The following is a 20,445-nucleotide window of genomic DNA, read 5'->3' as shown; positions in this document are numbered from 1 at the left end:
TTCATTAAGCTTGCTCTACGCGTTTTCCTGTATTCCATGTCATCGCGAGGAAAACAATCGCAAGCACACAAGAACCAACCAGTAAAATGAAGCCTCCTGTCCAGTCATAGTGATCGACGACGACACCCATCATGGCATTGGCAAAGGCAGAGCCGCCAATGTAGCCGAAGAAGCCTGTCAGTCCGGCAGCAGTGCCAGCTGCTTTTTTCGGAGCGAGATCAATGGCTTGAAGTCCAATGAGCATGACCGGTCCGTAAATCAAAAAGCCGATGCTGATGAGGGCAATGTTATCGACCATTGGATTGCCAGCAGGATTTAGCCAGTAAACGAGAACAGCAATTAACACCCCGACCATAAAGATGACGCCAGCTGGTGCGCGGCGGCTTCTAAAGAAGCGGTCACTGATCCATCCGCACAATAATGTACCGGGAATGCCTGCATATTCATAAAGAAAATAAGACCAGCGTGAATGCTCTGGTGAAAAGCCCTTCGCTTCTGTTAAGTAGGTCGGCGCCCAGTCAACAACACCGTAACGGACAAAGTACACAAACACGTTGGCAATGGCGATATACCATAGGAATTTATTGTTGAGTACATATTTAAATAAAATCTCTTTCACTGTTAATTCTTTTTCTTGATCCTCATATTTTTGTGCCGGATAGTCATTTCGATATTCCTCGATTGGCGGAAGACCAGTGGATTGCGGGGTATCCCGTACGAGAAGAATGATCACGAAGGAGACGATAATGGCAATGATGGCAGGGAAGAAAAAGATACTTTTCCACGTCGCAAACAGTACAATCCCTAATGTGATAAGCGGTGCAAGAATCCCCCCGCCGATATTGTGAGCGACGTTCCAAATGGACATTTTTGTACCACGTTCACTAACCGAAAACCAGTGCGCCATCGTACGTCCGCATGGCGGCCACCCCATGCCTTGAAACCAGCCGTTTAAGAACATGAATAAAAACATGATCCATACACTGGATGTGACCCAAGGAAATGAGACAAATAGGATATTGATAAGAGCTGATAAAAAGAGTCCGGCAGCTAAAAAGTATCTGGGGTTACAGCGGTCTGAGATCATCCCCATGATGAATTTACTAAAGCCATAAGCAATGGATACGGCTGCGAGTACAAAGCCTAATTCACTTTTCGTGAACCCCTCTTCCTGTAGATATGGAATGGCAAAAGCGAAATTTTTGCGCAGCAAATAGTAGCCCGCATACCCGATAAAGATGCCTAGAAAGACTTGTAGCCGCAGCCGCTTATACGTCTCGTCTGTTTTGGCATCATCAAGCCTGTCGATATGCGGAGCAGGTTTAAACCATTTGAACATAAAGATCCTCCTTTTGTAGATGTCCGTTTGACTGAAGCAAAAGTACGAGAACTGCTTTTGATCCTGTACCTTTTCAGAGACAAAAGAATTGTTAGCGCTTTCTTTTGTACTCCCATCATATCGGATGGAAGAGACGTTTATGATGAGGCTTTTGTCATAAATTCGGAAAAATGATTCGTGAAGTAACAAAAAAATCCGCACAATGGCGGATTTTTTCTTAGCTGTTACAGAGACACATTAATTTTCGCAGATTTCTTTAGTTTTTCAATTTCTTTTTGTACTTCTTTCTGCTTTTCTTGAGATTCTAGCTGTTTTTTAATTTGTGATTTAACCTCTTTGTATTCTGGTGCTTTTTGCTTTTGTTTTTTCATTTGGTCTGCGTATTGGTCATAGTACGCTTTGACGTCTTTCTCAGAGACGGAGGCTGATTTGATTTCTTTGTCGACATATTGGCTGTACTTGATGCTGTCGGCAATGTCACTTTTCAGCTGATCCAATGTAAGTCCGCTCTTTTTAAGTGCTTCTTCGAATTGAGCGTTGTCTTTAAACTGTTTCTTTTCTTCCTTTAGCTGTTTATCTACCTGCTTGTCAGAGGCTTTGAAGCCCTTCTTCTCCGCATCTTGCAGGATGAGCTCTTGTCCTACGAGCGCATCAATAGTTTGTTTCTTGACTGCTTTCTCGCCTTCTTTAGAAGTTGGGTCTTGCCCGGACTGCTGAAGCTGGCCTTGGATGGTAGATAAGGCGCTATTATATTCACTGCCTGTGATTTTGTCTTTGTTGACGGTCGCAACGACCTTTTGATCATCGATTTTTTGTGCGTCTAATTTCTTTTGCATTTCTTCCATTTGCTTTTGCTGCTCTTTTTGATCAGCCTGTGTTGTTTCCTTGTTTTTGGCTGCATCGCTTTGCTTATCCTGTTTTGCATCGTTTGATGAGCAGGCTGCAAGCCCAACAGATAACAGACAAGCAATGAGTGTATATGACACCTTTTTCATCATTTTCTCTCCCTTCGGTATGAGAACATCTAGTGCGCATTCTAACCGTTTTAGAGGAAAAATAAAACCGTACAGACGATTTGTTAGCGGATTGACATGTTTTTTATCTGTTTGTCCTCATTTTGTCTTCTCATAGTCATCATATGACAAACTTAATCGTGGAATAACTGTTCCATCACTTCGTCGATTTGGGTGATCGGCTGGCGGCAGCTATAGTTTTCACAAATATACACGGTGGTGCTGCCGTCGATTGTTTTGTAATCTTTTGCAAATGGTGCGAGCTTGGCTAAGTCATTTCCTGTTTCGGCGGTCAAAATAATATCAAATGGCATAAATCGTTTTCGAAGCGTCTGTAAAAGCCGTTCTTTTTCCGGATCTCCGTTTTTCCCAAGAATGATGATTTCTCTTTTTGCTGCATATTGACTTAGAAGCCCTTGCAGAAACGCTGTGTGTCCGCTTGGGTAGGAAGAGACATCGACATAAAAGGCTTTGAACATCTGTTCTAATGTTTTCAGCCAGTCTTGACGTCCAGTCATTCTGCTTAGTTTAAGAAGCTGGTGGAGTGCGGTGCTGTTACCAGAAGGCATGGCGCCGTCGTACACTTCTTTTTCTCGAACGAGGAGCGCTTCCGTATCTGAACCTGAGAAGAAAAAGCCCCCTTTTTCCTTGTCCCAAAACAGCTCAAACATGTTCTCCGCAATGGCTGTGGCTTTTTCCAGCCAATCTAATTCAAAGGTCGCTTCATATAAAGACATATACGCTTTTAGCATATGCGCATAATCCTCGATAAAGCCGAGATGCTTCACGTCACCTTCTCTGTAGCGGACCATAAGCCGCTCATGTTGAACAAGATGTGTTTCTAGAAAAGACATCGCCTGCTGCGCCATAAGAATCGCTTCCTCTGAATCAAAGACACTTCCTGCTTTGGCGAGAGCTGCGATCATCAGCGCATTCCAAGATGTCAGCACCTTGTCATCGACAAGCGGCGCGGGTCGCTGCTGTCTGACAGATTGTAGAATTTGCCGGGCTTCTTGCAGCTTGGATTGAAGGTTTTTATCGTCGATCGAAAAAGAGGCCTTGATGTCCTCAAATGAGGTGGAAATCGTATGGGGAATGTTCGCCCCTTCAAAATTCCCCTCTTCTGTGATGTGATAGACTTCGCAAAATAAAGCGCCAAGCTCCTCTCCTAAATGAGTGATAATTTCATCCTTTGACCAGACGTAATATTGTCCTTCTTTCCCTTCAGAATCTGCATCTATCGCTGAATAAAAGGAGCCGCCTGGATTCATCATATCTTGTTTAATAAATTGAATCAGACGTTGGACAAGCTTTTCATATTCTGGTTTTGGAGTGAGCTGATACGCTTCTGTGTAAGCTTCCATCAGCAAGGCGTTATCATACAGCATTTTTTCAAAATGCGGCACAAGCCATTTTTCATCCGTCGAATAACGAGAAAAGCCCGACCCAATATGGTCGTATATACCGCCATTCGCCATCCCACCTAACGTTTTCGTGACTGCATATAATGCGTTCTCCTGCCCGGTCCATTTGTAATAGCGCATCAGAAATGAGAGCATATGAGGTGCAGGAAATTTCGGTGCGGAACCGAATCCGCCATACAGCGTATCAAAGCTGCTCATGAGCTGATAATAGGCTTTGTGAATTGCTTCTTGAGACAGCGTGTTTTCTGTCTGCCCTGCTGCTTTAATCCGCAGGTTATTTGTCGCTTTCTCAGCCAATGATTCAATATGATCCCGGTCGTTATGGTACGCATCCAGCAATTGTGTCAGTGCCTCGATGAAGCCAGGGCGCCCGTATGCACTTCTCTTTGGAAAGTACGTCCCCGCATAAAAAGGCTTTTGATCCGGCGTGACAAACACGTTGAGCGGCCAGCCGCCTTGCCCCGTCATCATCTGACAAACAGACATATACATAGAGTCGATATCTGGACGCTCTTCACGATCGACTTTGATTGAAATGAAATGCTCATTTAAGATGTCAGCGACTTGTTGATCTTCAAAGCTTTCGTGTGCCATGACGTGGCACCAGTGGCAAGTGGCATAACCGATGCTGACAAGCACAGGTTTATTTTCACGTTTGGCTTTATCGAATGCTTCTTGCCCCCACGGGTACCAGTGAACTGGGTTGTGAGCGTGCTGAAGGAGATACGGTGATTTTTCATGGATGAGCGGGTTGGGTGTTTGGTTGTTTGGCATGGGTCACCTGCTTTCTTTAGTAAGAGAATATCCTAAAGTTAATAATTAAAGCCTATATCTTTTCTGGTAAATGGTGTTTATACATCTCAATTGCGTCTGTATGTTCTTTTAAAATACTCATTGCTTTTGGATGGGGTTTTACATATATCAAAGGATAGTCGACTTCATCTAATTCTTGTTGGGTATGAAAAGCTAATCTTTCATGATCAAGTGAGAATTGAGCATCAATTCCTGTTTTGTTGCCGCGTGAATCTAATCGAATCCATTTATTAAGTGAATGCAGAAATACTGCATTTAATGCGTGAATACAATATCCTTTATCTGGCGTATCGAACAACATTAACCGCTGGTAACAAAAACCTGTAGGTATTCCTTGTGAGCGCAATAGAGCAGCTAATAGGTTGGACTTTGCGTAGCAAATTCCCTCTTTATAAGTTAATACCTCTGATGCATGACAAGTCACTCGTTTAGATTGGATATCCCATGTATGGGTAATTTCATCTCGAACAAACTCATAAGCTGCTTTTGCTTTTTCTATTTCTGTCTGCAAAGGGTTGAAAAGTTCATTTGATTTTGCTCGAATAAGAGGATGAGAATAATCAACTTCGGCTAGTTCACATAAAAAATCATCGAAATTTTTAGATTCACATGTCAAGTTCATTATAGTGTCTCCTTTTCTCTATACTTTTAGCGCAGGAGGTCTACTTCTTCACCAACACATATTGTAAGTTTTCTAATTCAAACATATCAATCAGTTCATCGATCTCTTTAAAATCGATATGTTTCCCAAACCGTTTTTTGGTCAGGTCAATTTCTACATCCAATTGATCATCCTTTTCTTTCGTTTCGAGTCCATCTACACAAGAATAGATTTCGATGGTTTCTCCTTTTGACAGCAGTTTTTCAATGAATTGAAAAAGCGGACGAAGAGAATGAATGATGTCTAACTCATAAACAAAAGGATGCGTGAATTTGTCTCTTACCGCTTCATAGACGGGATCTACATAAGCAATGTGAATGCCAGCGAAGTCCTCTTCTGTTTCGAATACTTCTATCAAAGGCTTATCTTTGTGATGGGTTTTGGGCTTTTTTTGTTTTTTATCAAACGCTCTGATATTGAGTTCAGAGAACGGTTTATAGGTAGGATTTTGACCAAAGGTACCAAGCGGCAGTTCTTTGTATGATCCAATATAGTGATGTAATGTCATGGGCTGGCCCCTTTTTTTACATGATTTCTCGTTCGTGTTAATCTTCTTTTTATCAATAAATGGTGATATGTGCAATTATTTTCATATAAGTTCTCTGCAAAAGAGAATGCAAGTCGTTTGACTAAATACCTATTAGGGTATACTATCTGTTCATAGAAAGAATAGAAAGGAGTGCTTGTGGTTGGAATATAATCAGCAGATGAAGAACCGTCTTCGCCGGATTGAAGGGCAGATTAAAGGGGTTCTTGCGATGATGGAGCAGGGAAAGGATTGCCGCGAGGTGGTGACGCAGCTGTCTGCATCACGCAATGCCATTGATCGGGCAATGGGTGTGATTGTGAGTACAAATCTTGAGCAATGTGTCCGCGAAAGTCTTGAACAAGGCAAGGATACGGAGGGTCTTGTGAAAGAAGCGGTTGAGCTATTGGTGAAAAGCCGGTAAGAAATTCATCAGCCTTTGGAGGTTGACGGATTTTTTTACTTGTTATAATATACCCTTACCGGTATGTGTATATATTTTTTGTTTTATATATACCCCCGAGGGTAATTAAAAAAGGAGGAGCAGAATGGAAGAACAGAAAAAACGCACGACGATTGTGCTATTTAGTGGAGACTATGATAAAGCGATGGCGGCTTACATTATTGCTAATGGTGCAGCGGCCTATGATCATGAGGTGACGATTTTTCATACGTTTTGGGGGTTGAATGCTTTGCGCAAGGATGAGATGGTGCCAATGAAAAAAGGTTTTTTAGAAAAAATGTTTGGCAAGATGATGCCACGCGGGGCTGATCGAATGGGCATTTCAAAGATGAATTTTGCTGGAATGGGCCCAAAGATGATTAAGCACGTCATCAAGAAGCACAATGCGATGACCTTGCCGCAGCTCATAGATATGGCGAAAGAGCAGGAGATTAACCTCGTGGCATGTACAATGACGATGGACCTTTTAGGGCTGCAGGAGAAAGAATTATTAGATGATATTCAATATGCTGGTGTGGCGGCGTATTTAGCAGAGGCTGAAATTGGGAATGTGAATTTATTTATCTAGTGAGGTGTTAACACATGATTCAAACACTTTTGATCATCATCGTCATTGGTTTGCTGGTGAGCCGTTTTCTTCCTGTAAAGGGTGTAAAACAAATTGATGCAGCCGATATGAAACATCAATTACGTAGACAGCATCAACAACTGATTGACGTTCGGTCTCCTGTAGAATTTCAAACAAACCATATTAAAGGATTTCGCAACATCCCATTACCTCAGCTAAAAGAACGAGCAAATCAGCTTGCGAAAGACAAAGAGGTCTATGTGATATGCCAAAGCGGGATGAGAAGTATGCAGGCAGCTAAAATATTGAAGAAGCAAGGATTTACACAAATTACGAATATCAAGGGTGGCATGAATGCTTGGCATTAAGTATGTATAAAATATACCCCCACCCCTATATGAAGGAGGACATCACGTGCAGCAACCAACTGTCATTTTAGATGCAAAAGGATTGGCATGTCCGATGCCGATTGTGAAAACAAAAAAACAAATGAATGAGCTATTACCAGGAGACGTGCTTGAGGTGCAAGCTACCGATAAAGGATCAGCAGCGGATCTAGCGGCATGGTCAAAAAGTGCCGGCCACGAATTTTTAGGAACAAAAGTAGAAGGACAGGTGCTTCATCATTTGATACGTAAGGGTGGAGTACAAGAGAAAGAAGGGGAGTCAATGATTTCGGAAATGTCTTTGAATACGTTCCAACAGAAGGTAAAAGAAGATCAATCTTTGTTTATTTTAGATGTACGGGAACTGGATGAATACGAGGCGGGTCATATTCCAGGAGCTGTTCACATCCCTCTTGGAGAAGTCGAACACCGTGCAGGAGAATTGAGTCAGGATACGCTTATTTACCTCATCTGTCATTCAGGCAGAAGAAGTGAATTAGCCGCGCAAAAGTTAAAAGAAAAAGGATTTCAACAATTAGTAAATATAGTGCCAGGCATGAACAGCTGGACAGGAGAGATTGAAAAATAGGAGCTGAATGAATCATGACTGTAAGAGCAATGACAGCAGAACAGTTAACTAAAAAAATCATCAACAAAGAGCCTCTCTTTTTGTTAGATGTACGAAACGAATCAGATGTACAGGACTGGAAGATTGAAGGAAAAACCGTTGATTATATCAATGTGCCTTACTTTGAGCTTCTCGATGGCGTAGAGGATATGATCGAGAAAGTACCAACAGACCGTGAAGTGCTCGTTGTGTGTGCCAAAGAGGGCTCCTCTATTATGGTGGCGGAGATGCTGGCAGAGACGGGCAGAACGGTCAGTTATTTACAAGGTGGTATGAAGGCATGGAGTGAGCATGTCGAGCCAGTGAAGATCGGTGATTTAAGCGGCGGCGGAGAGTTGTATCAATTTGTACGAATGGGTAAGGGATGTCTATCCTATATGATCATGTCAAATGGAGAAGCTGCGGTTGTGGATGCAGCTAGAATGACGGAGGTCTATATCAATTTTGCGAAAAAGCAAGATGTCTCTGTGACGCATGTGTTGGATACTCACCTTCACGCAGATCATATTTCTGGTGGGAAAAAGCTGGCTGATCAGACAGGAGCTGCTTACTGGCTGCCGCCAAAAGATGCAGAAGAGGTAACCTTTGAGTACAAACATCTTGAAGAAGGACAGCGGATAACGATTGGAACAGCTTCCATCGACATTCAACCCATTTATTCCCCGGGACATACGATCGGTTCAACATCTTTTATCGTAGACAATCAATTTCTTCTTTCAGGTGATATTCTGTTCGTTGATTCCATCGGAAGACCTGATCTCGCTGGACTGGCGGAGGACTGGGTAGGTGATTTGAGAGAAACACTTTATGACCGATATATGGCGCTTTCGAAAGAATTCATTGTTTTACCTGCGCATTTCATGATCATGGAAGAAGTGAATGAAGACGGAAGTGTTTGGAAGGAACTTGGCGTTCTATTTGAAGAAAATCATGGACTGAACATTGAAGATGAAAATGTATTTAGACAAATGGTCACGAAGAATCTTCCTGCACAGCCAAACGCCTATCAAGACATTCGGTATACCAATATGGGGAAATTGACTCCAGACGATGAAGAGCAGCGGGAAATGGAAATTGGTCCAAACCGTTGTGCGATTCGGTAATGTTCAATAAAATAAGAAAAGAGGAACGATCAAATGACATCTGATCAACTATTAGACGTAACAGGGCTTGCATGCCCAATGCCCATTATTCGAACGAAGAAAAAAATGAACGACTTGGCGGAAGGTCAAGTTTTAGAAATACATGCAACAGATAAAGGGGCTAAAGCTGACTTGGCCGCATGGGCGAAGTCAAGCGGACATGAATTGATCACGCAGACAGAAGAAGGTCACGTGCTGAAGTTCTGGGTGAGAAAAGGGTCCTGAAGGATATAGGGGTATCTGATGAAGATCCCCTTTTCCTTTTGCAAAGGAGGAGACCAGCGTGGATTTAGCGTTTTTGATGACACTTTTTATTATCGGACTTATTGGTTCCTTCTTATCAGGAATGGTCGGAATTGGAGGATCTGTGATCAACTATCCTATGCTGCTTTATATCCCGCCTCTTGTGGGTGTGATGGCATTATCAGCACACGAGGTATCAGGGATTGGCGCCATTCAAGTGCTCTTTTCGACGCTGGGCGGCGTACTGGCGTATCGGAAAAGCGGATATTTACATCGCTCGTTGATTTTATATATGGGGAGCAGTATATTGGCGGGCAGCTTAATAGGCAGTTATGTGTCACATTTTATGCCAGAGAACGGAATGAATCTCGTCTATGGATTGCTCGCTATTGTGGCAGTTATCCTTATGCTGATTCCGAAAAAAGGGCAGCTTGCAGAGGCAGAGGGTGAAGTGACTTTTCATAAAGGGCTGGCATCAGTTATTGCCTTTGTGATTGGCAGTGTTTCCGGGGTATTAGGTGCAGGCGGTGCATTTATTTTAGTGCCTGTGATGCTGTCTATTTTAAAAATTCCTGTACGGATGACGATTGCGTCGTCACTTGCGATTACGTTTCTGTCTGCCATAGGCGCATCGACTGGAAAGATCCTGACGGGTCAAGTTATGCTTCTTCCTGCTGTTGTACTCATGGTGGCAAGTTTGGCAGGTGCCCCGATTGGTGCTAAGGTCGGTCAGAAAATCAATGCCGTCTATTTACAATGGGCACTTGCTGTAATGATTACAGCGACAGCGGTCAAAATTTGGCTGGATATTTTATGAAGGAAAGACCAACAGAGCAAACGTGTTGGTCTTTTTTATTTGACGTCATCGTGCTCGATATACGTTTCTAGTGCGGGGTGGTACTCTTTTTGATAATGAAGGTTGGGACATGTTTTCACGACTTTGCCTTGCAGGGCATTGGACTTTGAGACTTCTAATGCTGTTCTACATTTAGGGCAGCGTTCGGCAAAGAATGAGGGCCAGCGTTTCATGTATCACCACTCCAGTTAAAGTCTTAAAAACCGATTATATTAATATGAATTATAGGGGATCATGCAGGTGAGGTCAATGGGTGTTTGGGTCTTTTTAACAAAAAAAGAAGCATCATGAGAGATGCTTCTTTATCGTTCATATTCTTAATAGGCTTTCGCCCAGAACACCATATCAGATGCAGGCTTTCCGCAGCAGACACATGTCTCAGAAATGGTTTCCTGTTCGAATGGGATACAGCGTGAAGTCGCCCCTGTTCTTTCTTTAATGTCGTTTTCACAGGCTTCGTCACCACACCACATGGCTTTAATCAATCGGTTTTCTTTCGCAAGAATTTGCTCGATGTCTTCGATTGTGAGGGCTTGCGATGTTTTTTCATGTAATCGTTCCTTCGCCTTTTCGTACATAGTCCGCTGGATGTCTTCAAGCATTGCTGTGATGGTTTGTTCAAGTGCATCTAACGTGACGGCTTGCTTTTCACCAGTGTCTCGTCGTGCGAGCATCACCTGTCCTTTTTCGATGTCCTTTGGTCCTACTTCTACACGTAGCGGAATACCCTGCATTTCACACTCGTTGAATTTCCAGCCTGGCTGTTTATCGCTTGCGTCAATGTCAGCTCGTGCGATGCGGGCGAGGCGATCTTTCAATTCGTAGGCATGATCCAGCACACCTTCTTTATGAGAAGCGATTGGCACGATACGCACTTGGGTTGGCGCAATATTTGGCGGGAGGACAAGGCCTCTGTCATCGCCATGTACCATGATCATAGCGCCGATAATTCTTGTTGTGAAGCCCCATGAAGTCTGCTGGACATGCTCTAGTTTTCCTTCACGGTTTAAAAATTCAATACCAAACGCCTTTGCAAATCCGTTCCCGAAGAAATGAGAAGTGGCAGTTTGGAGCGCTTTTCCATCATGCATCAAGCTTTCGACCGTATAGGTGAAGCGGGCGCCGGCGAATTTTTCCTTCTCTGTTTTTCTCCCTTTAATGACAGGAATGGCAAGGAGATCTTCGCAAAGAGAAGCGTAAGTGTGAAGCATTCTTTCTGTTTCTTCAATCGCTTCTTGCTCAGTCTCATGGCACGTGTGCCCTTCCTGCCATAGGAATTCAAGGGTTCTGAGGAAGGGACGTGTTGTCTTTTCCCAGCGGACGACATTGGCCCATTGGTTATATAGCTTTGGTAAATCGCGGTAGGAATGAATAATGTTTTTGTAATGCTCAGCGAACAGCACTTCAGAGGTTGGTCTGACGCAGAGCCTTTCTTGTAATTCGGATTCACCGCCATGTGTGACCCACGCCACTTCAGGAGCAAAGTCTTCGATATGATCCTTTTCCTGCTGTAGCAGACTCTCTGGGATAAAGAGCGGCATATAGACATTCTCATGACCCGTCTCTTTAATCTGGCGGTCAAGTTCGTCGCGAATATTCTCCCAGATTTTAAAGCCGTACGGCTGAATGATCATACTGCCTCTCACGCTTGAATAATCGACGAGCCGCGCCTTTGTGACAACATCTGTATACCACTGGGCAAAGTCGTCTTCCATGCTTGTAATTTTCTCAACAAATTGTTTCTTTGACATTGCAGGTTCCTCCTTTTTAAAAAACAAAAAAGCTGTACTTTAAGTTAGGGACCATTCCTGGTGGTACCACCCTAATTTAAAGCACAGCTTTACACTCAATCATGATAACGGTATGAACCGCTGTATGAAACAGAACTAAATCGGCAGGTTCACTTGAAGATGTCAGTAGGAACTTCTCAGCACCGTTCCTTCTCTGTTAAAGATCGATTCAAGCTACTATTCCAGATCTACGTTGATCCTTGTTCGTTGATTTTTCATCAGTTTACCTGTAAATGGAGGAGAAAGCAAGTTGTTCTGATTCCCTTTACAGCGCCTTTTGCTTAAGGATTGGAATGGCAGTATTTTTCTATTTTTACAGCTTGCGAGTTATGAAAGGCTATGCTAATATATTTGAAGAAAAAAATAGACTTGTATAACCTCAATAATATGGTTTGAGGGTTTCTACCAGGATCCGATAAATCCTGATTACAAAAGCGCGCTTTCCTTTTTTGTAATCAGGGTTTTTTTGTTTGTCTGCACCCTGTATCAAAAGTGAAAGCGATGATATACAGAAGGGATGTTAGACATGAACTGGAGAGTATATTTATTAGCCGTTTCTACTTTTGCGGTTGGATTAGTTGAGCTTGTGGTCGGGGGCATTCTGCCAAGCCTTGCAGAGGATTTGAATGTGTCTCTGGCAACAGCGGGGCAGCTCATTACGGTATTTGCGATTGTGTATGCCATTTCAGCACCCGTGCTGCTGACTGCGACAGCCAAAATCGAACGAAAGCGTCTTTATTTAATCGCGTTATTGGTGTTTACATTAGGAAATGTTTTCACTTATTTTAGTTCGACCTTTGCCCTTGTGATGATTTCAAGGGTATTGATCGCAATGAGCACAGCGCTTGTGGTGGTGTTATCTTTGACGATCACTGCCAAATTAGTGGAACCAGCGCATCGTGCGAAGGCTTTAGGGCTGATTTTTATAGGAATTAGTTCTTCACTTGTTCTCGGTGTACCGATCGGTATTTTTATTACTGAGAGCTTTGGCTGGAGAGTGATGTTTTTAGGAATCAGTATTCTGTCTGCCATATCGATGGTGCTGATCTATTTTCTATTGGAAAAAATGCCTGTTGAAAAAGTGACGCCTCTTAGAGAGCAGATTCGCTCTTTAGGGCATCCGAAAATTTTTAGTGCACACCTGATTAGTTTGTTTATGCTTGCAGGGCATTATATGCTTTATTCTTATTTCACGCCATTTCTGATGGAAGTTCTGCATATGACCCCGTTTTGGATTAGTATTTGTTATTTGATCTTCGGGCTTGCGTCTATAGGCGGGAATGGGTTTGGCGGCTGGCTGAGTGACAGACTGGGTTCAGGGAAAGCCATTTTACTTGTGACAATAGCGTTTGCGGTTGTCATGTTTACCATTCCTTATACAGCGGGTGTGTTCGCGCTCTTTATGGTGATGGTTGTCCTTTGGGGTGCGCTCAGCTGGGCATTGACGCCTGCTTTGCAGAGCTATTTGATTCAAACAGATCCGGTCACGTCGGATATTCAGCAGAGCTTAAATACATCGGCCTTGCAAATCGGCATTTCGATTGGATCAGCGGTTGGCGGAGTCATGTTTACGATGACCGGTTCATCTGTTGATCTGGCTAAATTCGGTGCTGTGTTTGTACTGATTGCCTTTAGCTGTGCGGTGATTTCGCTTAAGAGACCGCCGCTTTATATGGATCGTCAGCATCATGCTGAATAGAAGACAAAGGGCTAAAATCAAGATCATTTTAGCCCTTTGTCAACAATCTATTGCTGCCTAAAGATAGGCAGCTTTTTTATGTTCATTTCAAATTCAAAATACCATTCTATTCAAAAACGGCCATTTCGCTGATTGGTTGGAAGCCGGCACGTTGGTAAATATTTTTGCCGTCCGCTGATGCTTGTAAGATGACACACTTTTGTTTATTCTCTGTCTGGGTTAGAAGGTAATGAAACATGTCACTGCCAAGTCCTTTTCCGCGGTGTTCTGCCCTTGTTATGACATCATAAATACCGTAGCTGTCGTTTGTCTCGAATAATAAGCCTGTTGTGACCGGCTTATGGTGTTCATACCCCACGAACATGCGGGCTTTTGAGTGTAATGCTTCAATTGAAAAACGCTGGAAATAAACTTCTAAGGCGGCGGCCTCAGCAGACCCTTTAAATAGTTCAATAAAGATATGTTTGTAATCAAAGAGTGTCTGCTCATCAAGTACTTCCTTGATTGTAAGTGATGAGGATGTGACTGGATCAATATCACCTGTATGCTCAAGCATCATGATGGTATTGCGTTCGACCTCTTGAAGCTGATATTCCTTCAATAAGTCAGCCCAATCAGGATGGAGTAAATGATGATCGATCCATGTGCTGAAGATGAGTTTCTGTGACCGCATGTGTTCAATGGCTGCTTTCACTTTTTTCGGATCTTGGATTTGAGCTGATGTCGGTAAGAGCAAATTGAACGTGTCAGTCGAAATATGAGTATTGGATAGAACGAAATCGTCAGTTGCGAGAAAGGTTCCGTTCACAGCAGAAGAAAACAGGTGTATCTTTTCTTCTAATTGGCGAACGGCCATTTGTTGTTCGCGTTTCATTTAGCTCACCTTTTTCATTATGATAAATTGGATGACATCCCCATGATTATAGCATGTGACAGGATGAGTGGAATCTAGTAAAAAAGTACATATGCAATTTTCAGGTCTGTTGACCTATTATTTTACTCACGTCGACATTTCTTTTGACTCCTTTCTTAATTATTAGTACCATTTTATTAACCAGTTAAGAGTGGAGGTTCAGATGGAAACAAAAGAACAGATTGTATTAAAAGCGATTCAAGATCTGATTATGCATAGGGAAAAGAGACGGAATGATCCAACAGATCCACTGATTACCACGACTGATACACTCAAACAAGAATGGACACTCACACAGCTTCACATTTTATCAATGATTCAAGCCAATCCAAACGAATCAAATAATACATTTCTATCTCAACAACTGAAACTATCAAAGCCAGCTATTACAAAGGCCGTGAAAAAACTAATTGAAAAAGGCATGGTGGACTATTGCCACCGGCAAGGGGATAAGAAATCTGTCTATTATTCTTTGACAGAGGAAGGCCAGCAATTGGCTGCGCTGCATGATGAACTACATGATAAAGCAGTCACGTCCTATTTAGAATTTCTCCACCAATTTCATGAGGATGAATTACAAATCATTGAGCGCTTCTTAAAGGCTTGGAAAGAAAAGATATAGATAAAAAAACCGAAACCATCGCACAAAAGAAGATGATGGTTTCGGTTTTTTTATGGTAAAATTAACATATATTAACGTTGTTCTTAGCCGTGATGAAAGGGAGGGAGCTTCACTGGAGAAAGAAATGATAGAAAATTATAAAAAATACGCATTCATCATGCCATTCGTGGGATTGTTTGTCAGCTTGCTATTATTTGTTTACTTTTTTGGCATCACAGGAGTTGAAGGATCAATTTGGGCTGCTGCTTTGTATTGTGCTCTGCCCTTTTTGGTGAATACGATATGTTTCTTGCCTGTATGTATTTATTTTAAAGTCAGCAAAAAAAGTGAGGAACATACATGATTGTCGTCAGTGCTTGTCTTGCTGGGATGAAGGTTCGTTATAATGGCAGCCATCGATTAGATCAGCGTATTGAGGAGCTTGTTCAAGAGGGAAAGGCAGTCACAGTTTGCCCTGAGCTGCTTGGCGGCTTCTCCACGCCAAGACCTCCCGCGGAAATCATTGGCGGAGACGGATATGATGTATTACAGGGCCTCGCCTCCGTGATTGATGTGCATGGAACTGATGTCACGGAGATGTATGTAAAAGGTGCGACGGCCACGCTGGAACAGGTTCAGTCTCTGAAAGCGACAGCGGTAGTGTTAAAAGAGTACAGCCCTTCCTGCGGCAGCCGGATGATTTATCGCGGAGATTTTAACGGCAGGACAAAAGCTGGTGATGGTGTGACATCCGCCTTGCTTAAACAGCACGGAATTCAGGTATTCTCTGAGGAGGATGATTGGATTTCGCTGTTTTAATAGGTGTGGTGTGAATAGAAGGAGGAGTTAGGTTGAAAAAGTGGATAATTGGTTTAGTCGTCATTATTTTATTAGGAATTGGTCTTTATTTTATAATCAATGCAAAAACATACTCTTTTGATGATGTGGCCTCAATTGATCATAACAAGGTGACTTCGATTCAAATTGAGCATGATAATGAGCGTGTTATGGTGGAAAAGAAAGCGGATATTCAAAAGTTACTCAAGGAATTTTCGGGTATGAAATTAAAGAAGGTAAATGACTCTAAAAAAGACACAAAAGAGTCTTATTGGATCAGGGTGTTAGAGGATGGCAAAGTGATATACGGATTCATCTTTTACGATCAAGCTTATTTAGAAACATATGATGGTTCTAAAACAAAAAATCGGATCAGCGAATATCAAATCGTTGACGCCAATCAAGTTGATATGGGAAAATATATCAAATAACTCAGTCAGAATGTCATGCATGATCAATAGAAAATTCGGGTATAGTGCTTGGTAAGTAAAAAGGAAGCGGAGGTTTGTTTGATGAGTGGATTAACAGATACAGTCACATTAGCAAATGGAGTAAAAATGCCGAAGCTAGGCTTTGGTGTATGGCAGGTAAAAGATGGAGATGAGGCTGTAAATGCAGTCAAAGACGCTCTTGAAGCGGGCTACCGCAGCATTGATACAGCAGCAGCCTATCAAAATGAAGAAGGGGTAGGCAAAGCCATTCAGCAATCAGGCCTCTCTCGCGATGATCTATTCATTACGACAAAGGTCTGGAATAATGATCAAGGCTATGAATCAACACTCGAAGCCTTTGAAACAAGTATGAACAAGCTGGGGCTAGATGTATTAGACCTTTATTTAATTCATTGGCCTGTTGAAGGCAAATATAAAGAAACATGGAAAGCGCTAGAAAAACTATATAAGGATGGACGCGTTCGAGCGATCGGAGTGTGTAATTTCCATCAGCATCATTTAGAGGATTTATTGGAAGAGGCTGAAGTTGTGCCAATGGTGAATCAAATCGAGCTGCATCCGAAGCTGACGCAGGAGCCTTTACGAGACTACTGCAAATCGAAAGGAATTCATGTAGAGGCGTGGTCACCATTAGGAAGCGGGAAGCTTCTAAACCATCCTGTTCTTCAGGATATCGCGAAAAAACATGATAAGTCAGTAGCGCAAGTGATTCTTCGCTGGGACTTGCAGCATGGCATTATCACCATTCCAAAATCTGTGACGAAGAGTCGAATCATCGAAAACACACAAGTCTTCGATTTCGAGCTGTCCACACATGAGATGGGTGTCATTGATCAGCTCAATGAAGATGAGCGCACAGGTCCAGATCCAGATAACTTTAATTTTTAATCGAAAGAAAAGCACAGGTACGATGCCTGTGCTTTTTTATTTGCCTTCATGTGTAGACAGTTTTTTGAGGTTGAAATGTCTCAATGATTTGAATGGCGTCGATAATCTTTTCTTTAGCATAGTCTCCAATCAAACAAATCGAATATATGAGAAGAAAGGCCCTTCCGTTTTATGGAATTGAGCCGCCGACATTGCCTTTAGGTATGTATTTCCTGTATGATAAAGAATGGTATGTTTTGATTAAATTTAAGAGGTGTTTATATAGATGGAAAAACAATATCGCGTTTTACTTTACTATCAATATGTCCCCATTGAGGATCCAGAGACGTTTACAGCAGAGCATTTAGCATTCTGTAAGGAGCTTGGTTTGTTAGGCCGTATCCTCGTATCAGCAGAAGGCTTGAACGGCACGGTTTCTGGAACCATTGAGCAAACGGACAAGTACATGCAAGCGTTAAAAGAAGATCCGCGCTTTGCGTCTATGCCGATCAAAATTGACGAAGCAGATGGTCATGCATTTAAGAAAATGCACGTCCGCCATCGGAAGGAATTAGTGAACCTTAGCCTTGAGGATGACGTGAATCCGTTAGAATTAACGGGGAAACATCTTAGCCCGGTCGAATTTTACGAGCAAATGCAATCACCTGATACTGTTGTGATTGATGCACGTAATGATTACGAGTTTGATGTGGGTCACTTCAGAGGGGCAGTCCGTCCTGATATTGAGACATTCCGTGAATTACCTGAGTGGATTCGTGACAATAAAGAGATTCTTGAAGGGAAAAAAATCCTGACTTATTGCACGGGCGGCGTACGCTGTGAGAAATTCTCAGGCTGGTTAAAGCGTGAAGGCTTTGAAGATGTCTCTCAGCTTGACGGTGGAATTGTCACTTACGGAAAAGACCCAGAAGTACAAGGGAAGCTATGGGACGGTCAATGCTATGTGTTTGATAATCGCTTAACAGTACCAGTGAATCAAACAGAGCATGTGGTTGTCGGAAAAGATTTCTTCACTGGTGAGCCTTGTGAGCGTTATGTGAACTGTGCGAACCCTGCATGTAACCGCAAGATGATTGCCACTGAAGAGAGTGAGCATAAGTATATGCGCAGTTGCAGTCATGAATGCCGCACAAGCGAACGGAACCTGTATGTGAAACAGCACAATTTATCTGAAGAAGAAGTTCAAGAAAGACTAGCTGTCATTGAAAAAGAACAAACGATTTCACAAGGATAGAGGGAACCCCCTTTATCCTTTTTTCTATACATGGCAGGGTTTAAAAGGGAGAGGAAGTCATTTCCTCTATCTTTTTTGTTTTGTTTTTTTCAAAATAAGGGTAAAGGTAGTTATTCAGTCTAATAGATTGAACAGTTGAAAAAGCGCTTTCTTTTGAAATAAGCATGTTCGACTATTTCAGAAAATGAAGAATTGAGAGATAATATAGCAGGCGAAAAAATGAACAAGGGTAAAGGTTTATTATAAGAAATATTTTCCAGTGAAATGAAAGGTGAGCTGCTTGCTTGACACATGCTCCGTATTTTAATCGAAAGGTGTTATGAACATGAATCATTTGCATCGTAGGATGGGAACTTTCGCTTTAATGATGGTAGGTCTTGGCTCAATCATTGGTTCAGGATGGCTCTTCGGTGCTTGGCGTGCGGCTCAAATCGCCGGCCCTGCTGCTATTTTATCCTGGCTGATTGGGATGGTTGTGATTTTATTTATCGCTTTGTCTTATAGTGAACTCGGATCGATGTTTCCAGAGGCAGGCGGAATGGTGAAATATACGCAATATTCACACGGATCTTTTATTGGGTTTATTGCAGCTTGGGCGAACTGGATCGCCATTGTTTCTGTCATTCCTGTTGAGGCGGTTGCTTCTGTCCAGTACATGAGCTCGTGGCCTTGGGAGTGGGCAAAGTGGACAACCCATTTGGTTACAAAAGGGGTGTTAACGACAGAAGGGCTCATGGTTGCCAGTGTGCTTCTTGTGATTTACTTTCTGCTGAATTATTGGACAGTTGGGTTATTTTCAAAAGCGAATACATTCATTACCGTGTTTAAAATTGTCATTCCAGGATTAACAATTGGTGCGCTCTTATTCGTAGGTTTTCATAGTGAGAATTTTACTTCTGGAACAAGTATTGCTCCTAACGGCTGGGCGAGTGTGCTGACGGCTGTTGCAACATCAGGGATTGTGTTTGCCTTTAATGGCTTCCAAAGCCCGATTAATATGGCTGGTGAGGCAAAAAATCCAGGCCGGTCGATTCCAATTGCTATTGTCGGATCAATTTTTATTGCAACTGTGATTTATGTCCTTTTACAAGTTGCCTTTATCGGTGCTGTTGATCCTTCTATGATTGTGAACGGATGGGGTCATTTGAATTTCAACTCGCCATTTGCGGACCTTGCCATTGCGCTTGGGATTAACTGGCTTGTTCTGATTTTATATGCGGATGCATTTGTTTCACCTTCTGGTACAGGAATTACGTATACCGCAACGACGTCTCGTATGATTTATGGAATGGAAAAAAACAAATACATGCCAAGTGTGCTTGGCCGTCTGCACCCTATTTACGGCGTGCCTCGTCCAGCAATGTTTTTTAACTTAGCCGTATCGTTTATTTTTCTGTTTTTATTTAGAGGCTGGGGTGTGCTTGCTGAAATTATCTCTGTCGCAACACTCATTTCGTATCTGACTGGACCAGTGACCGTCATGACGCTGAGAAAGACAGGGACAGATTTATATCGACCGCTTCGAATAAAAGGACTCAGCATCATTGCTCCTCTCGGTTTTGTCTTTGCCTCATTGACGCTGTATTGGGCAAGATGGCCGTTAACAGGTCAGGTGCTGTTCATTATTCTCATCGGTCTCCCTATCTATTTTTACTATCAAGCAAAAGCGAAGTGGAAAGGCTTCGGCCGCAACTTTAAAGCGGGAGCTTGGATGGTTGTGTACCTGCTTGTGATGATGACGATTTCCTGCCTTGGCAGTGACAAATTCGGGGGCTATAACGTCATTCATTATGGGTGGGACATGGCACTGATTACAGTGGTTGCTCTGCTATTTTATATGTGGGCACTCAAAAGTGGATATGAAACAGAGTTTTTAGAGGATGCGAAAAAAATTAATGATGAGCTGCGTGCTTCTCAGAAAGAAGCTGCGGCAACCAAAGAATAAAGAAACGGCTGCCTGAACATTGCG

Annotated in this window: 23 protein-coding genes and 1 riboswitch; of the genes, 15 read left to right on the top strand and 8 right to left on the bottom strand. The window is 42.5% G+C overall.

Features of this window, described 5'->3' with window-relative positions:
* Positions 1-4: 4 nt before the first annotated feature.
* The 5 genes from glpT to ACP69X_RS15300 form a co-directional block, all read right to left on the bottom strand.
* On the bottom strand, positions 5-1,339 hold the full coding sequence (gene glpT, locus ACP69X_RS15320; RefSeq protein WP_041088787.1) for a glycerol-3-phosphate transporter: 1,335 nt from the start codon (positions 1,337-1,339) through the stop codon (positions 5-7).
* 224 nt (positions 1,340-1,563) lie between these two features.
* Entirely contained in the window at positions 1,564-2,334 is a 771-nt protein-coding gene (locus tag ACP69X_RS15315; RefSeq protein WP_073978678.1) for a SurA N-terminal domain-containing protein, read from the bottom strand.
* Positions 2,335-2,486: 152 nt separating this feature from the next.
* The gene (locus ACP69X_RS15310; protein ID WP_426052824.1) at positions 2,487-4,550 is read right to left on the bottom strand and encodes a thioredoxin domain-containing protein; all 2,064 of its coding nucleotides are present in this window, start codon (positions 4,548-4,550) and stop codon (positions 2,487-2,489) included.
* 52 nt (positions 4,551-4,602) lie between these two features.
* Complete coding sequence (locus tag ACP69X_RS15305) at positions 4,603-5,211, bottom strand: transglutaminase-like domain-containing protein (RefSeq protein ID WP_411264549.1); 609 nt, start codon at positions 5,209-5,211, stop codon at positions 4,603-4,605.
* Between the two features lie 40 nt (positions 5,212-5,251).
* A complete protein-coding gene (locus tag ACP69X_RS15300) occupies positions 5,252-5,758 on the bottom strand; it encodes a hypothetical protein (RefSeq protein WP_411264548.1) in 507 nt (168 codons plus the stop codon).
* A gap of 181 nt (positions 5,759-5,939) precedes the next feature.
* Here ACP69X_RS15300 and ACP69X_RS15295 point away from each other — a divergent pair, with 181 nt between their 5' ends.
* The 7 genes from ACP69X_RS15295 (at position 5,940) to ACP69X_RS15265 (ending at position 10,023) form a co-directional block, all read left to right on the top strand.
* Positions 5,940-6,200, top strand: a complete 261-nt coding sequence (locus ACP69X_RS15295) for a metal-sensitive transcriptional regulator (protein ID WP_003217059.1) — start codon at positions 5,940-5,942, stop codon at positions 6,198-6,200.
* A gap of 124 nt (positions 6,201-6,324) precedes the next feature.
* Complete coding sequence (locus ACP69X_RS15290; RefSeq protein WP_041088802.1) at positions 6,325-6,807, top strand: DsrE/DsrF/DrsH-like family protein; 483 nt, start codon at positions 6,325-6,327, stop codon at positions 6,805-6,807.
* Between the two features lie 14 nt (positions 6,808-6,821).
* Positions 6,822-7,175, top strand: a complete 354-nt coding sequence (locus tag ACP69X_RS15285; protein ID WP_269103884.1) for a rhodanese-like domain-containing protein — start codon at positions 6,822-6,824, stop codon at positions 7,173-7,175.
* Between the two features lie 46 nt (positions 7,176-7,221).
* Positions 7,222-7,782, top strand: coding sequence for a sulfurtransferase TusA family protein (locus ACP69X_RS15280; protein ID WP_073978674.1), 561 nt, complete (start codon positions 7,222-7,224; stop codon positions 7,780-7,782).
* 14 nt (positions 7,783-7,796) lie between these two features.
* Positions 7,797-8,924, top strand: coding sequence for an MBL fold metallo-hydrolase (locus tag ACP69X_RS15275; protein WP_426052823.1), 1,128 nt, complete (start codon positions 7,797-7,799; stop codon positions 8,922-8,924).
* Between the two features lie 33 nt (positions 8,925-8,957).
* Positions 8,958-9,188: a sulfurtransferase TusA family protein gene (locus ACP69X_RS15270; RefSeq protein WP_073978672.1), complete on the top strand. Its 231-nt coding sequence runs from the start codon at positions 8,958-8,960 to the stop codon at positions 9,186-9,188.
* A gap of 58 nt (positions 9,189-9,246) precedes the next feature.
* On the top strand, positions 9,247-10,023 hold the full coding sequence (locus ACP69X_RS15265; protein ID WP_075612288.1) for a sulfite exporter TauE/SafE family protein: 777 nt from the start codon (positions 9,247-9,249) through the stop codon (positions 10,021-10,023).
* A gap of 35 nt (positions 10,024-10,058) precedes the next feature.
* Here ACP69X_RS15265 and ACP69X_RS15260 read toward each other — a convergent pair whose 3' ends face one another.
* Both ACP69X_RS15260 and proS read right to left on the bottom strand, forming a co-directional pair.
* Complete coding sequence (locus ACP69X_RS15260; protein ID WP_164512187.1) at positions 10,059-10,235, bottom strand: hypothetical protein; 177 nt, start codon at positions 10,233-10,235, stop codon at positions 10,059-10,061.
* A gap of 144 nt (positions 10,236-10,379) precedes the next feature.
* Entirely contained in the window at positions 10,380-11,813 is a 1,434-nt protein-coding gene (gene proS, locus ACP69X_RS15255; RefSeq protein ID WP_426052822.1) for a proline--tRNA ligase, read from the bottom strand.
* A 388-nt stretch (positions 11,814-12,201) separates the two neighbouring features.
* Positions 12,202-12,301, top strand: a riboswitch (purine riboswitch).
* A 77-nt stretch (positions 12,302-12,378) separates the two neighbouring features.
* Between proS and ACP69X_RS15250 the strand changes: the two genes are divergently transcribed.
* A complete protein-coding gene (locus ACP69X_RS15250) occupies positions 12,379-13,551 on the top strand; it encodes an MFS transporter (protein WP_041088815.1) in 1,173 nt (390 codons plus the stop codon).
* Between the two features lie 106 nt (positions 13,552-13,657).
* Here ACP69X_RS15250 and ACP69X_RS15245 read toward each other — a convergent pair whose 3' ends face one another.
* Positions 13,658-14,425 (bottom strand): GNAT family N-acetyltransferase, encoded by a 768-nt coding sequence (locus tag ACP69X_RS15245; RefSeq protein WP_411264545.1) that lies wholly within the window; start codon positions 14,423-14,425, stop codon positions 13,658-13,660.
* Between the two features lie 202 nt (positions 14,426-14,627).
* Between ACP69X_RS15245 and ACP69X_RS15240 the strand changes: the two genes are divergently transcribed.
* From ACP69X_RS15240 to ACP69X_RS15210, 7 genes are all read left to right on the top strand, one after another.
* Positions 14,628-15,086, top strand: a complete 459-nt coding sequence (locus tag ACP69X_RS15240; RefSeq protein ID WP_041088819.1) for a MarR family transcriptional regulator — start codon at positions 14,628-14,630, stop codon at positions 15,084-15,086.
* Positions 15,087-15,138: 52 nt separating this feature from the next.
* A complete protein-coding gene (locus ACP69X_RS15235) occupies positions 15,139-15,429 on the top strand; it encodes a hypothetical protein (protein WP_231120160.1) in 291 nt (96 codons plus the stop codon).
* Positions 15,426-15,884 (top strand): DUF523 domain-containing protein, encoded by a 459-nt coding sequence (locus ACP69X_RS15230; protein WP_041088822.1) that lies wholly within the window; start codon positions 15,426-15,428, stop codon positions 15,882-15,884. The genes ACP69X_RS15235 and ACP69X_RS15230 overlap by 4 nt, the downstream gene beginning before the upstream one ends.
* A gap of 32 nt (positions 15,885-15,916) precedes the next feature.
* Positions 15,917-16,333, top strand: coding sequence for a hypothetical protein (locus ACP69X_RS15225; RefSeq protein ID WP_073978668.1), 417 nt, complete (start codon positions 15,917-15,919; stop codon positions 16,331-16,333).
* Between the two features lie 81 nt (positions 16,334-16,414).
* Positions 16,415-17,242: an aldo/keto reductase gene (locus tag ACP69X_RS15220; protein WP_073978667.1), complete on the top strand. Its 828-nt coding sequence runs from the start codon at positions 16,415-16,417 to the stop codon at positions 17,240-17,242.
* A gap of 265 nt (positions 17,243-17,507) precedes the next feature.
* Positions 17,508-18,476 (top strand): rhodanese-related sulfurtransferase, encoded by a 969-nt coding sequence (locus ACP69X_RS15215; RefSeq protein ID WP_041088828.1) that lies wholly within the window; start codon positions 17,508-17,510, stop codon positions 18,474-18,476.
* A 325-nt stretch (positions 18,477-18,801) separates the two neighbouring features.
* A complete protein-coding gene (locus ACP69X_RS15210; RefSeq protein ID WP_041088830.1) occupies positions 18,802-20,421 on the top strand; it encodes an APC family permease in 1,620 nt (539 codons plus the stop codon).
* Positions 20,422-20,445: the final 24 nt, after the last annotated feature.

This window comes from Bacillus sp. DC4300-2b2, assembly GCF_049895685.1.
Taxonomy (GTDB): domain Bacteria; phylum Bacillota; class Bacilli; order Bacillales; family Bacillaceae; genus Bacillus; species Bacillus safensis.
The sequence above is the reverse complement of the archived record's forward strand: the minus strand, read 5'-3'. Positions and strand labels throughout refer to the sequence as shown.

Coding starts and splice junctions, on each gene's coding strand:
- glpT (WP_041088787.1), bottom strand. CDS start 1,339: ATGTTCAAATGGTTTAAACCTGCTCCGCATATCGACAGGCTTGATGAT.
- ACP69X_RS15315 (WP_073978678.1), bottom strand. CDS start 2,334: ATGAAAAAGGTGTCATATACACTCATTGCTTGTCTGTTATCTGTTGGG.
- ACP69X_RS15310 (WP_426052824.1), bottom strand. CDS start 4,550: ATGCCAAACAACCAAACACCCAACCCGCTCATCCATGAAAAATCACCG.
- ACP69X_RS15305 (WP_411264549.1), bottom strand. CDS start 5,211: ATGAACTTGACATGTGAATCTAAAAATTTCGATGATTTTTTATGTGAA.
- ACP69X_RS15300 (WP_411264548.1), bottom strand. CDS start 5,758: ATGACATTACATCACTATATTGGATCATACAAAGAACTGCCGCTTGGT.
- ACP69X_RS15290 (WP_041088802.1), top strand. CDS start 6,325: ATGGAAGAACAGAAAAAACGCACGACGATTGTGCTATTTAGTGGAGAC.
- ACP69X_RS15285 (WP_269103884.1), top strand. CDS start 6,822: ATGATTCAAACACTTTTGATCATCATCGTCATTGGTTTGCTGGTGAGC.
- ACP69X_RS15275 (WP_426052823.1), top strand. CDS start 7,797: ATGACTGTAAGAGCAATGACAGCAGAACAGTTAACTAAAAAAATCATC.
- ACP69X_RS15270 (WP_073978672.1), top strand. CDS start 8,958: ATGACATCTGATCAACTATTAGACGTAACAGGGCTTGCATGCCCAATG.
- ACP69X_RS15260 (WP_164512187.1), bottom strand. CDS start 10,235: ATGAAACGCTGGCCCTCATTCTTTGCCGAACGCTGCCCTAAATGTAGA.
- proS (WP_426052822.1), bottom strand. CDS start 11,813: ATGTCAAAGAAACAATTTGTTGAGAAAATTACAAGCATGGAAGACGAC.
- ACP69X_RS15250 (WP_041088815.1), top strand. CDS start 12,379: ATGAACTGGAGAGTATATTTATTAGCCGTTTCTACTTTTGCGGTTGGA.
- ACP69X_RS15245 (WP_411264545.1), bottom strand. CDS start 14,425: ATGAAACGCGAACAACAAATGGCCGTTCGCCAATTAGAAGAAAAGATA.
- ACP69X_RS15240 (WP_041088819.1), top strand. CDS start 14,628: ATGGAAACAAAAGAACAGATTGTATTAAAAGCGATTCAAGATCTGATT.
- ACP69X_RS15235 (WP_231120160.1), top strand. CDS start 15,139: ATGGTAAAATTAACATATATTAACGTTGTTCTTAGCCGTGATGAAAGG.
- ACP69X_RS15230 (WP_041088822.1), top strand. CDS start 15,426: ATGATTGTCGTCAGTGCTTGTCTTGCTGGGATGAAGGTTCGTTATAAT.
- ACP69X_RS15220 (WP_073978667.1), top strand. CDS start 16,415: ATGAGTGGATTAACAGATACAGTCACATTAGCAAATGGAGTAAAAATG.
- ACP69X_RS15215 (WP_041088828.1), top strand. CDS start 17,508: ATGGAAAAACAATATCGCGTTTTACTTTACTATCAATATGTCCCCATT.
- ACP69X_RS15210 (WP_041088830.1), top strand. CDS start 18,802: ATGAATCATTTGCATCGTAGGATGGGAACTTTCGCTTTAATGATGGTA.